At 53.1% G+C, this 12,710-nt stretch carries 14 protein-coding genes; 1 reads left to right on the plus strand and 13 read right to left on the minus strand.

Going from position 1 to position 12,710, the window contains the following annotated elements:
- Window positions 1-27 precede the first annotated feature (27 nt).
- The 12 genes from AC4EYZ_RS11060 to AC4EYZ_RS11115 form a co-directional block, all read right to left on the minus strand.
- A complete protein-coding gene (locus AC4EYZ_RS11060) occupies window positions 28-1,290 on the minus strand; it encodes a methyl-accepting chemotaxis protein (RefSeq protein ID WP_236557216.1) in 1,263 nt (420 codons plus the stop codon).
- Between the two features lie 132 nt (window positions 1,291-1,422).
- Window positions 1,423-1,920, minus strand: coding sequence for a chemotaxis protein CheW (gene cheW, locus AC4EYZ_RS11065; RefSeq protein ID WP_009288435.1), 498 nt, complete (start codon window positions 1,918-1,920; stop codon window positions 1,423-1,425).
- Window positions 1,917-4,013: a chemotaxis protein CheA gene (cheA, locus tag AC4EYZ_RS11070; protein ID WP_022520928.1), complete on the minus strand. Its 2,097-nt coding sequence runs from the start codon at window positions 4,011-4,013 to the stop codon at window positions 1,917-1,919. The genes cheW and cheA overlap by 4 nt, the downstream gene beginning before the upstream one ends.
- Before the next feature lie 42 nt (window positions 4,014-4,055).
- Window positions 4,056-5,003 (minus strand): flagellar motor protein MotB, encoded by a 948-nt coding sequence (gene motB / locus AC4EYZ_RS11075; RefSeq protein WP_022520929.1) that lies wholly within the window; start codon window positions 5,001-5,003, stop codon window positions 4,056-4,058.
- Window positions 5,000-5,869 carry a flagellar motor stator protein MotA gene (gene motA, locus AC4EYZ_RS11080; RefSeq protein WP_027958761.1) on the minus strand — a complete coding sequence of 290 codons (870 nt, stop codon included), beginning with the start codon at window positions 5,867-5,869 and terminating at the stop codon, window positions 5,000-5,002. Before motA ends, motB begins: the two co-directional genes overlap by 4 nt.
- A gap of 246 nt (window positions 5,870-6,115) precedes the next feature.
- Window positions 6,116-6,658 (minus strand): flagellar transcriptional regulator FlhC, encoded by a 543-nt coding sequence (gene flhC, locus AC4EYZ_RS11085; RefSeq protein WP_009288432.1) that lies wholly within the window; start codon window positions 6,656-6,658, stop codon window positions 6,116-6,118.
- The gene (gene flhD / locus AC4EYZ_RS11090) at window positions 6,655-6,987 is read right to left on the minus strand and encodes a flagellar transcriptional regulator FlhD (protein ID WP_138801288.1); all 333 of its coding nucleotides are present in this window, start codon (window positions 6,985-6,987) and stop codon (window positions 6,655-6,657) included. The genes flhC and flhD overlap by 4 nt, the downstream gene beginning before the upstream one ends.
- A gap of 106 nt (window positions 6,988-7,093) precedes the next feature.
- The gene (locus tag AC4EYZ_RS11095) at window positions 7,094-7,387 is read right to left on the minus strand and encodes an EscU/YscU/HrcU family type III secretion system export apparatus switch protein (protein WP_474191267.1); all 294 of its coding nucleotides are present in this window, start codon (window positions 7,385-7,387) and stop codon (window positions 7,094-7,096) included.
- On the minus strand, window positions 7,371-8,786 hold the full coding sequence (fliK, locus tag AC4EYZ_RS11100) for a flagellar hook-length control protein FliK (RefSeq protein ID WP_474191266.1): 1,416 nt from the start codon (window positions 8,784-8,786) through the stop codon (window positions 7,371-7,373). The genes AC4EYZ_RS11095 and fliK overlap by 17 nt, the downstream gene beginning before the upstream one ends.
- A complete protein-coding gene (gene fliT / locus AC4EYZ_RS11105; protein ID WP_022520934.1) occupies window positions 8,783-9,193 on the minus strand; it encodes a flagellar protein FliT in 411 nt (136 codons plus the stop codon). The genes fliK and fliT overlap by 4 nt, the downstream gene beginning before the upstream one ends.
- A gap of 7 nt (window positions 9,194-9,200) precedes the next feature.
- Complete coding sequence (gene fliS / locus AC4EYZ_RS11110) at window positions 9,201-9,617, minus strand: flagellar export chaperone FliS (RefSeq protein WP_022520935.1); 417 nt, start codon at window positions 9,615-9,617, stop codon at window positions 9,201-9,203.
- A 192-nt stretch (window positions 9,618-9,809) separates the two neighbouring features.
- Window positions 9,810-11,498, minus strand: coding sequence for an HD domain-containing phosphohydrolase (locus tag AC4EYZ_RS11115; RefSeq protein ID WP_474191265.1), 1,689 nt, complete (start codon window positions 11,496-11,498; stop codon window positions 9,810-9,812).
- 332 nt (window positions 11,499-11,830) lie between these two features.
- Between AC4EYZ_RS11115 and AC4EYZ_RS11120 the strand changes: the two genes are divergently transcribed.
- A complete protein-coding gene (locus AC4EYZ_RS11120; RefSeq protein ID WP_159175897.1) occupies window positions 11,831-12,214 on the plus strand; it encodes a flagellar protein FlaG in 384 nt (127 codons plus the stop codon).
- A gap of 18 nt (window positions 12,215-12,232) precedes the next feature.
- Here AC4EYZ_RS11120 and fliE read toward each other — a convergent pair whose 3' ends face one another.
- Complete coding sequence (gene fliE / locus AC4EYZ_RS11125) at window positions 12,233-12,565, minus strand: flagellar hook-basal body complex protein FliE (RefSeq protein ID WP_039860567.1); 333 nt, start codon at window positions 12,563-12,565, stop codon at window positions 12,233-12,235.
- Between the last annotated feature and the right edge of the window lie 145 nt (window positions 12,566-12,710).

The following is a 12,710-nucleotide window of genomic DNA, read 5'->3' on the forward strand; positions in this document are numbered from 1 at the left end:
AAGAGTGCGCCTGCCCTACCAAGCAAATTAAAACGATGACCACTCTTCTGTTTCTGCTACTGGCTGTGGACGCCTTGTTGCGGGTTTTGACGCTGCCGCTGGCAATACAGCCGGAGTGCACGGGGCAGATAATTCAGTGACCCGAAAGCGCTCAACCGCCTCGCGTAAGCGTGCGGCTTCGCTTTCAAGTTCATTGGCGCTGCGCGCGGCTTGCTGCACCAGTTGAGCATTTTGTTGCACAACCTGATCCATTTGCGCCACGGCCTGATTCACTTGGCCAATGCCGCTACTCTGCTGCTCAGAAGCGGCGGCGATTTCATCCATGATATCGCTGACGCGCTGCACAGCACCCACGAGATCCTGCATGGTTTGTCCAGCTTGATTGACCCGCTGAGTGCCGGTATCTACCTTGCTGAGCGATGTATCAATCAGCGTGCGAATCTCTTTGGCGGCAGCGGCGCTGCGACTGGCTAAGCTACGTACTTCCTGTGCCACCACGGCGAACCCTCTGCCATGCTCGCCAGCACGCGCCGCTTCCACCGAAGCATTCAGCGCCAGAATATTGGTCTGAAACGCAATATTATCGATAACGGTAATAATATCAGCGACTTGATGAGAACTTGCGCTTATGTCTTGCATGGTGCTGACGATCTCACCAACCTCTTCTCCACTACGGCGGGCTGTCAGGGTCGCGCTCCCGGCCAATTGGCTGGCTTGGCGGGCATTTTCAGCATTATGACCCACCGTTGAGGCTAACTGCTCCATGCTGGAAGCCGTCTCCTCTAACGAGGTGGCCTGCTGCTCGGTGCGCGAAGAAAGGTCGTTATTGCCGCTGGCTATTTGCTGAGAGCGCTCATAAATCGATGTACCGCTGGTGCGCACGGTACCTACCGTTTGCGAGAGTGAGCTCTGCATATGGGCCATGGCGCTATAAAGCCGCCCTATTTCGTTATTACCCGGAGAGGTAATGGCCTGGCTTAGATCCCCCTGGGCCATACGCTCAAAATAGCCCACCAAGCGATCTAGCGGGCGCAACACATTGGCCGTCACCCCCCAGATAACCACGATTACCGTGGCGATAGTCATTACGACTATCCCGAGTAGTGCCCAGCGAATTGTCGCGGCAAAAGCACTGAAAGCGGCCTGTTGTGCCTGCACATCGTCAGAGGCCTGCACGATTGCTGCACCATGGTGCAGGGCATAAAGACCAATACCACTGGCAATTAAAACAAGCACCGAAAGTGTCGCTAGCACTAAGCCCCAACTCAAGCGCACCGTCATATTATTCATTAATTGCCGCATTCGCTGTGTCACGCCCTTTTCTCCACGCACAACCGGCACTCGCTGGCACTTTCCGTAGCGCGAGAATGCATCATTGAGTAGAACTGATTTGGCACGCTCCCTGTGCCATGTTTTTTAGTCTTACTGGTTGCTGGTGCTTTCCACCAGTGCCATCTCGTCGCTGGTGAGCAACTTATCGATATCCACGAGTACCAGCATGCGGTCATCCAGACTACCCAAACCGCTCAGGAAGTCAGACGAGAGCGTGACACCAAATTCTGGCGCCGGTTTAATCTGATCAGGGGTCAGTGTCATCACGTCGGAAACGCCGTCCACTACGATGCCGACCACCCGGTCTGCAACATTGACCACGATCACCACTGTTTGGCCACCGTATTCGACTTTATCAAAGTGAAACTTAATGCGGAGATCTACGATTGGCACAATGACGCCGCGCAGATTAGTGACCCCTTTGATAAATTCAGGTGCATTGGCAATCCGGGTTACGTTTTCGTAGCCACGAATTTCCTGCACTTTCAAAATATCAATGGCGTACTCTTCATCGCCTAATGAGAACACTAGGAATTCGCGGTTTTCGGCTTCTGCGGCTAGTACCGCACCATTGTTGGCTTGACTCATGACGGCTCAGCCTCCTTAAAAGATGAAAGGTTTTGATTGTTTACTACTTTTTTGCCTGCCTCTTTTTTATATCGGCTCAGGCGGTGTAAACCAGTAATATCCAGAATCAACGCTACACTACCGTCACCTAAGATGGTCGCGGCCGAGATCCCTGGTACTTTGCGGTAATTGTCTTCCAGATTTTTGACCACGACCTGCTGCTGTCCGATCAACTCATCGACCAACATGGCGTAACGACGGCCTTCGCCCTGCACAATGACAGCGATGCTTTTGGTCGGGTCGGTAATCGCATTCTCGACGTTCAGCACTTCGTGAATGGCAATCACGGGCAGATATTCGTCGCGGACTTTGATCACCACGTCGTCACCGGCCATGGCGTACATATCGTCTTTGGCGGGCTGCAGTGATTCAAGTACGGTAGAGAGCGGAAGAATAAACGTCTCGCCGCCGACCTTGATCGACATACCGTCCAGAATGGCCAACGTAAGCGGCAACACGATACGGGTGTTGGTGCCTTCACCTAGCTTCGACTGGATTTCAACCCGACCGCCCATGCTCTGAATGTTGCGCTTCACTACATCCATGCCCACGCCACGCCCAGATACGTCGGTCACTTCATTCGCCGTTGAGAAGCCGGGAGCAAAAATGAGCTGGAAGACCTCTTCGTCCGACATGGTGTCCGACACATTGAGGCCGTTTTCGCGCGCCTTGGCTAGCAGGCGTTCACGATCCATGCCGGCACCATCATCGCGCACTTCAATCAAGATATTGCCACCCTGGTGACGTGCGGAGAGGGTTAATTTGCCAACACGCGGCTTGCCAATGGCTTCGCGCACATCGGGCATTTCCACGCCATGATCGAGGCTATTGCGCACCAGGTGCGTTAACGGATCAGTGATCCGTTCGACCAAACTCTTATCCAGCTCGGTCGACTTGCCTTCGGTAATTAATTCGATCTCTTTACCCAGCTTACCGGCGGTGTCGCGCACCACGCGGGGGAAGCGACTGAATACAAACTCCATGGGAATCATGCGAATAGACATGACCGCTTCTTGGAGATCACGGGCGTTGCGCTGCAGTAGGCTCATGCCATTTTGCAGTGAGGCATTGCCCACCGACTGATCTTCTAAATCGCTAACCGTTTGATCGAGCATCGACTGGGTGATAATCAGCTCACCCACCAAGTTGATAATTTGGTCGACTTTATCTACCGATACGCGGATTGACGAAGACTCGGCGGCAGCTTTTTTGGGCTTCTCTTTGGCAGCAGGCTTTGGCGCGCTTGCCTTAGAGGCCGTGCTTTCTGCCGGCGCTTGCGGCGCTGGGGCTGCAGGCGTCGAGGCTTCTGGCTCGGCTGGGGCTGGCTCAGTAGCGACGCCCTCAACAGCCGTAATCTCAATCTGATCAGGTTCGATAATAAAGCACATGACCGCTTCAATATCGTCAGCACTGTCGCTGCTTTTGAGCACTACCTCGTAACGCTTTGCGTCGCCTGACTGGGACTGCACTTCACCGAGCTGCTCTAACTCTTCAACCAGCAAAATGCGGTCTTTATCTTCAACGTTGAGCAGTGCCACTAGCAGATGGCCGTTCGAGGACGCCTCTGCATTATTACTGTTTGCTTCCGCGTCGTTTTCACTTGGCACAGGCGTCGGCGCAGCCTTGGGCTCAGCAGCAGGAATAGTCGGCCCATCGAGCTGTTGGCCAATTTCGTCCAAGGCAATTTGCTGCAGCGTTTGGCAAATGCGTTCAAATGCCTCTTGATTAGGCTCCTCTTCGCTGCGGTAGGCATCGAGTTGCTCATGCATGATGTCTTTAGCCTCTAAAAAGGTATCCACGAGGTCGGCTCGCAGCGTCAGTTCGCCTTTACGTGCGTAATCGAGGAGGTTTTCCAAAATGTGCGTGGTTTTCTGTAGCACGGTAAAACCAAAGGTTCCCGCCCCCCCCTTGATCGAGTGGGCGGCACGGAAAATAGCATTGAGCTGCTCACTGTCTGGATCATCAACATCCAGCTCCAGTAAATGCTGTTCCATATCCGACAGCAGCTCTTCAGCCTCTTCAAAAAAGGTGTCAAAAAAATCCGCTATATCCATACACCGCTCCACCTTAACGTCGTCTTTTATGACAGGCTCAGATCACTCTTGCGCTTGAACCTGAGGCTCGTCTTGTTGTGTTGATTCAATTTGCGCTTCGGCTGAAGCTTCTAGTGCTTCGATTGAAGCTTCTGGCGATGCATCTCCCGACTCCATTACAGTAGGATTGCGAATCGCATCAGCAATTTCCGGAAACAACACCACCAGCTCTATGCGTCGATTGATAGGATCGGTTGGCTCAGTCTCGGGCAATAACACACGATCTGCAAAGCCAGACACGCGAAGTAACTGACCTGGATCAAAGCCACCCGCAATAAGCTCGCGGCGCGACGCATTAGCGCGATCATTGGAAAGTTCCCAGTTACTGTAACCACGATAGCCTCCCGCATAGGGGACGCTATCGGTATGCCCGCTGATACTTAGCTCATTGGGAAGCTCATTTAGCAGCGGTGCGATGGTACGTAACAAGCTGCGCATATAAGGCGCCACTTGGTCGCTACCCAGCTCAAACATGGGCCGCTGGTCGGTATCGAGTAGCTGTATGCGCAGCCCTTCGCGGGTCAAGTCAAACCGCATTTGATTGCGCAACTGGCGCAGCTCGGGATCTCGCTCAATGGCCCGTTCAATACGCTCTTGTAAATCCCGGAAAAAGTTTCGTTCCTGCATGCTTGGACGAGTGCGCTGAAGGCTATCAATGCGCGCCCGCTCCCCATCGCTATGCGTGGGATCGGGCCCGCCGCCGGGAATCGCGCTGGTGCTGCCCGAACGATCGCCACCGGTTATCGCCGTCACCAGGGGGGTGCTAAAGTACTCTGCCACCCCCTTGCGCGTCTCTTCACTGGAAACGCTCAAAAGCCATAGCACCAAAAAAAAGGCCATCAGAGCAGTCATAAAATCCGCTAGGGCAATTTTCCAGGCACCACCGTGATGAGCATGGACGACTTTTTTGCGTCGAATGACAATCGGACGCTTGTCACCACCCTTACTCATGCGTTACCGGCCTTTTTTGCATCCCTTACATACTCTTCAAGCTCCGTAAAACTAGGGCGCTCGGCGGCAAACAGTGCCTTGCGACCAAATTCAACAGCCAACTGCGGCGCATAACCGTGCAAGCTAGCGAGCAGCGTAATGCGAATACACTGGAGCATTTTTTCGGCTTCTTTCGCCTGCCGTTCGATGTAACTTGCCAGCGGACTAACAAAACCATAGCCCAGCAAAATACCCAAGAAGGTGCCCACTAGCGCTTGGCCGATCATCACACCCATCTGAGTCGGCGTAGCATCGGCGTAGGTGAGTGTTTTAACGACCCCCATTACTGCCGCCACGATGCCGAAGGCAGGCATGGCATCGCCGACTTTGGCAATGGCATCGACAGGAATATGAGCTTCCTGCTCAAAGACCTCAATCTCGTGCAGCATCAGCTCATCAATTTCCATGGGTTCCATGCCACCGCTTACCATTAAGCGCAGATAGTCCGTTAGAAAATTCATGATATGAGGATCAGCCAATACCGTAGGATGCTCTTGAAACAGCGGGCTCTCCTCGGGATTATCAATATCCCGTTCAATGCCTAACATGCCTTCACGGCGAATTTTGGAGAGTAATTTATACTGCAGCGCCATCAGCTCCATATAAAGTTCTTTGTTATATTTTTTGGCGCGCTTGAGCCGGGGCAAAATTTTAAAGGTCGCTTTAATCGCTTTGCCATTGTTCGCTGCGATAAATGCACCAACCCCGGCTCCGCCAATAATCAGCAGCTCAAGAGGTTGATACAAGGGGCCTAAGCTGCCACCTGCCAGCACATAGCCACCAAACACAGATAGCAATACGATTACATAACCTAGAGGTATCAGCACAAGCAGGATCCTTGCGGTATTCAGTATTAAATTAGGGAACCAAAACTTAGCCACCTGATCTGATGTTTAAGCAATGTTCCATTCCAAGCATGTCTTAGCCCTATTATACTAGGGCCAGACGTCTGTTTAATGAAAAAGCACCACTGGCTTTTAGGCCTATCTAAGCCAATACACTTATTTCTTGTTAGTACTCATTACTGTCTTATACCCTACTTCACACCATCAGTGATGTAATCGCAGAGATTGTTACATTTTTTCACTATTCTCCCGCTGTGCTTTGCGCGTTTTACCCGCTCTTGAGGGGGGCTGACAAATACCGCACACATAGTGTTGAGCGGGGCTATGAGCGTGCGCCACAAACTGCCCAGTGCAACGCGTACACTGATTAAGCTGGAGCAAATCACTCTCGAAAAAGCGTATCAGCGTCCACGCACGGGTTAACCCGAGAACCGGCTCCACCTTTTCCAGCGACATTTGCTCGTCATAGAGCCGATATGCTTTGACAAAGGCATCGATGCGATCACAGCCTGCCGCCTCCTTCAGGCTTAAATAAATGTTGTAAAACAGCGACGAATGCACATTGGGAAGCCAAGTAATAAACCAGTCGGTGGAAAAAGGCAGCATGCCCTTAGGCGGTGACATGCCACGCACTTCCTTATACAGCTTGATCAAACGCGTGCGGCTTAATTCCGTTTCTGTTTCCAGCACCTGAAGGCGCGCACCCAGCTCAATCAATTCGATTGCCAGCTGCACTTGGTGCATTTCATCGACCAAGCTTTTCTGGCTCACTTCTCGCCTCCCGATGGCATTGGCTCGAATGCATCGCTTGCCAACAGCAGTGATGCATGAAGCCCTGCCAACCCCTGATCGCGGGGATTATCTGTAAGCTGTTGAAGCCGCTCGGCACTCGTTTGGCTAAACCGGCACAATAATTGGCTGGTTCGTGCCAACTTGGTAAGCTGGCGAGCATTAAGCGAGACAATCAGCTCGGCAACATCGCTGTCTATTTTTAAGCGAAACATAGCAGCCTCACGATCTTCATCAAGCAAGCGCTGCGCCAGAAGCAAATAAGCTAAATTAATTTCCTGAATTTCATCGAGAAAGTTGGTTTGACTCATAATGTCCCATTAAACGACTCAGGCGCGGTGTTGTGACCATTATACTGGCGCCATTAATGACTTTTTATTACCTACCCTCATGGTTGCATACAATGTCTGTAAATGGCTACTCAGGCGTTTCACGATGAGTTAGCCCTTCCTCTGATAGTTCGAACACCCACACCAGCAGTTCTGCGACAATTTGATAGAGACTTGCCGGAATTTCCGCATCCAGATCTAGCTGCATTAAAAGCGCTACCAACTCAGGCGCATTGTGCACATAAATACCCTGACGCTGAGCTTCAGCCATAATACGTTCGGCCAGATCACCATAGCCTTTCGCCACTACCCGTGGAGCACGGTCATTATCCTGGTAAGCCAGGGCAACAGCTTGACGGCGTCGCTCACCCGGCGTAGCCATGGGGTGCCTCCGCTTCGATATGGCGCGCGCGAAGCTGCACTTTTTGTAAGTCCAAGGCGCTAAGGCGCTTCTCTAACGCGGGCAGTCCAGCGTCAATACGCTGATAAACGTGCGTACTTTCGGTGGTGAAATCGATGCTTAACACGTTTCGATAGAGCCATAGCGACGCGCTGAATGCCCCTAAACTGGGAACATCGAGCTGCATATCAGAACGCCATCCACCGTCTGGCTCTCCCCCCTGCTGTTTTCCTTCCTGGCCCTCTTCACGAGCAGGCAAATTGATTACTAAAGCCATAAAAATGCCTGCCCAGACATCACCTTCCCAGCGAATAGACGGCATCACCAACATTTCAAGCTGGTGGCGCACCAGGCTCTGTAGGCTTTCGTGAACGACCTCGCGAGCCGGTCGATTGGCCATCAGATCGCTCATCTCCCTAGCCTGGCTATACTCCGCCCTTGCCTGATGGCTGTCGCGCGCCTCGCCAGGCATAGGGGCCGGCTGGGCAGGATTAGTCGACACCTGCGAAGCAGCCCCTTGAGCGGGGGTAGTGGAGGCAGCAGCCGTCGAGCCAGTTGCTAAAAAATGGGACGCGCTCGCCAACCGAATCGCTAAGCCTTGCTCATGAGTAACAGGCACTAGCGGCACGTTGGGTAAAATAGCCATGCCTCCCTGCCCTACCGGGGGAGCTGCCAAAGGCGCTCCCGCCCCCACCTGCGTAAGCGCCTGTGCTGTCAGGGGCGCTCCAGCTGACTGCGTAGGCATTTGTGGGGTCAGTGGCACCCCAACTGAGACAGCTGTAGACAAGGCAGACGCCGTCGAAGGCGCTGCAGCTGGGAGCGACACATTCGGGCCTGTCGATAAAAGAGGAGTCAGCGGACGAGGGCCGGATTGCATTTGCGGTTGGTTCATTAGCTGCTGGCGGGTTCCCTCACCCTGAAACCAGCGCTTTAGATGCGACTCATAAAACAAACCACTATCGCGAATACTTGCCTCTAAGCGTGTTGCCACTGTACTCGCTGCTGGCGCTTCCTGACTGGTGATAAGAGGTGCTTCGGGCCGCATTACCGAGGGAGGGGCTGGAAAGCGCAGCAGCACGTCGGCGATTGTTCGCGCTGCAGGACTAAAATGGGTCTGTGTTGAACCTGTCGTCGAAGGCTGCGCCTCACCTCGGGGTAACGTTCGCCCCCCATCAAGAGGGTGCGGTAAACGCTTTAGGTCGCCTAGCGGCGATGTCGACGCACGGCCATCCAGATTGGCATCACCCATTACGGCACGCGGCCCCTCGCCGGGTGAAACGGGCTTCACAGGCTGACTCAATGCCCGCTGCAGCGACAACTCGCCTTGCCGCCCAAGCACTTGGTGCAAGAGCGTATCAATCAGAGGGGTAATACCACTCACGATGACCTCGTGGAATCAGCATCATCGGCGTCATAAGCTACCGGAGCCCCTTGCTGTGGTGCGTAGGCCCTATGTAAATTCCGCTGACGCTGGGATACCCCTATGAGCTTACCCAGCTCATCACGGCGCGCCACCAAACGACGCCGTATTTCCACATCGTGCTCAAGGATGCGCTCCAGCAGTTCTGCCTTACGCTGCTGAGCAGCGGCATCAAGCACAACGGTGGTATCCAGCTCACGCAACTGATCCACCAACATTACATAGTTGGTACGCTGATCAATTAGCTCTGCCCACTGTTCGCCATTAGCCAGTTCGTGCATGTGCTCAACGCGGCTCAATAGCGTTTCATAGCTAGTGAGCAGCGTCTGTTGAGCATTTTTATCACGAGCGGATATAGGAGCTGACATTATTGCCTCACGCGCTCTGCTGTTGACCAATATCACGCCAGGCTGAGGCGATATCTTCGAGCAGGCGTTCGGCCTGATTTAAGCTCTCTTCATCGTTACGCAGATTCGCCGCCAACAGTAGGCGCGAAATATAGTCATAAAGCGACGCTAAGCGCTCAGCAATCTCGCCGCCCTGCTCTTGATCAAGAGCCGCTGCGAGGCCATTATTCACAATATCCAACGCCTTCGTTATCGACTTGCCTTTTTCGGCTGTATTACCCGCCTGGATATGGATGCGTGCAGCACGAATAGCGGCCTGGGCGCCGTCAAACAACATCACAATAAGCTGATGAGGATCTGCCGACATCACTCCGCTTTCTACGCCAACACGCGCATAAGCGTTAGCTCCCCGCCCATAGGCGGCGCCACCGCGAGAGTAAGTCATAAGCGGAACTCCTGTGCGTGATTTTATGCTCACCCTCGATTGGGTGAGACCACGATTATTAAAAGGTAAAAATAAACGGCACTACTAGTAACTATCGGCGTGAGTCTGGGGGACTTTAACGGCTTACAACGCTTTTTTCAGCGCAGCCCATGACATCGACCAACTGCCATCACGCATTCACTTCATTGCCACTCAAGTAGACACTGCGATCTCACCGACGGTTCGCCCAAGTCGCTCAGCGATATTGCTCCGCACGACCACTCCCACATTGTCACGCATTGGCGGCTCGACCTGTGGCGCAAGCAATACCTCCGTGGGGTTGCCTTTAGCATCAAGACGTAAGATCCACCCCTTCTGCTGGCTAGAGAAGTGCGCCAGCGAACCTATTGGCAATCCCTTGAAATGATCGATATAGCGTTTAATCCAGCGCATATCAAAATGGTGTGGGTGCTGCAATAAATGCCGGTAAATTTGCTGTGCTGTTTTAGCCGGACGATCTGCACGATCACGCCGCATAGCCTCTACTACGTCGACAACGGCACTCGCCTTAGCCAGCTCACTGAGGTCAGCCCCACTCAATCCACTTGGATACCCACTACCATCCATACGCTCGTTAACCCCCCCAATCACCGCCTGGACAATACCCGCCGACAGCCATTGGCAGTTATGTAAACGGTCTAGCAACAGCTGGACATGCTCACTGATCGCCTCTCGATGCTTAGCTTCAAAGTGCGGCGCCTTGAACAGCACCTGAGGCACAAGCGCCTTGCCAAGATCGTGAATAAGACCGCTGGCCACTATCGCCTTGCGCAACTCGCGAGGCATGCTGGCACCCACAAAATCGAGCAAATGCACAGCCACAGCAATACCGTGGCGCACTATTAAAGGCTCGGGAGATAAGCAACGTGAAGCGAACAGCAGCGCCTCACGATCCTCTTCATGAAGACCCAATATGCGATCAGCATAGCGGGAGAGCTGACGCCCATCGATATCGCTACCTTGTTGTAACGACAGCAACTGTGTATCCAGGTAGGCAGCGACCTTGACAAGCCGACGCGCCATAGGTGTCGCGTAGCGCTTGACATCACGCCGCCCAAGCAACTCTCCTGCACCCGGTCGCTTGCTTGGCAGCGCGAACAGCGGAGAGGGCTGACGCTCGTTTTGTTCTTCTTTTTTATAGCGTGCCGCTTCGCGCTCTATTTCGCACACGAAATACCAAATTTGCCGCTCTTGCTCCGCACTACACTCAACGAAGTTAAAACCGACGCGCAGCAGATGACGCTCAGCGTCGGTTTTTTGATGACGAGCCTCTCCAAGCACTTCAAAGTAGGTGCCGTCGGGGAAGGTAAACGCCAACTTTAGCGGGCTAGCGGCTCCCGCCAGCAGCCCGCTAGCGGCCAATGGCAATTCAAGCTGGCAGCCATCCTGGGACAAATCCCTCAACTCACCCTCTATCTCGGCATCACCACCATACAAACCTGTCGACACCACCATCCCCATGCGCAGCTCAGCACGGAAGGACTCACGACGCTGCAGCACTTCCAACGATGCAGGATAATCACTGCAACACAAAAAGCGCCCCCCGGCCTGACGCGTCTCCGTCAGTTGCAGGAGCGGCGTTTGCAGCACTTTCCCCTGCGCCTGCCCGCGCAAGTAAAACGCAGCACCACCCTGTAAATGGTGAAGTAAATAGTCAACAGAGGAAAGATCCATCACCAATGCTTGGCCCTGGTGCTGCTCCATCAAGACAATGGGCTCTGGACGAGCTCCCGTCGCAGCAAGACAGAGCGAAACGCCACCGGTTTCGATCAAGGTATTCAGCAGAGACTTGATCACTGTTGTACTTACTATTGTTTCAAACTCATCCTGCTGCGCCACCATTCTCGCCTCGCTTACTCTTATGCGTTAATTAGTTCACCGCAAACTCGAGAAGCATATCAGATGCCCACAGCATGGCGTATGCACAAAAAGCCATCTTTCTCATGCTTATTAGGCGGGCTATAGAAAAGCAAAGAGACAGAGCGTGTAGTGTCGACGCTACCAATAACAAGCAAACACAATGCCATGCCAGTAAGCGTAAAGTTTTTCAGCATCCTGCCGATACCAATGTAGAAACGCTTACTAACTAGCAAAAAACCGAGCTATGGCTGCCGTTTCACGCTATCGCACCACTAACTGGCTGCCAAAGCTGACATTAAAAAGGAACGTGCCCCATGAGCTCACTACCCACCGAAGTAATAACACCACTGTCATCGCCCCTAACTCACTTAAATCCCCGCCAGCGGCTAGAAAACACACTGGCTCAGCTAGCGACAACCAACACTCAGCTTATAAGCGCAGATACCACCGAACAGGAAACTTCTGCCAAACAGAAAACTTCTGCCAACGAACTCGTCGCACCCATTCAACGCATCAACGAGATAATGCGCCCACATGGCTTAGAATTCGAATTAAGCGAAGAAACATCACGCGTGATCACGCGAGTCGTAGACAGGGAGTCTGGCGACGTCATACGCCAGATCCCAGCAGAAGAAGTACTCAAGATTGCCGAGCGACTTGAAGAAATGCAGGGACGAATAATCTCAATTGAAGCCTAATGCGTGACGTAGACAACCCTACACTTGCATGTTCATAACATCACGATATGCAGATACCAAACGATTGCGAACCTGAAGCCCCATTTGAAACGCAACGCTGGCCTTCTGCATGTCAACCATCACGTCATTGAGCTGCAAATCAGGATCACCCGCCTGAAAAGCCATCGCCTGACTGTTAGCCGTCTGCTGAAGTCGGTTAATGCGCTGAATCGAGGCCTGCAGCTCACCACCAAAACCGCCCTGCCCGACAGCCGCTGACGCCTGCGCACCACTAAGGGGCTGCGTGGATGCCGCTTGAGTCGCCATGCCTTGCATCTGCTGTAGCGCAGCCTGTATTGCGGGAGTACTCATACGCTCACCTCAATTCGCAAAAAATATCTAATGCAAAAAGCCTAACACCAAAGCGCCCCGCCTCATACGGACAAATGCGCATAAAAAGCGAAGCTTATCGTTCCTTTATGCTCGACTAGTCACCGGATAATGACTGTCATCACAA

It is taken from the genome of Vreelandella sp. 162(4c), assembly GCF_058152265.1.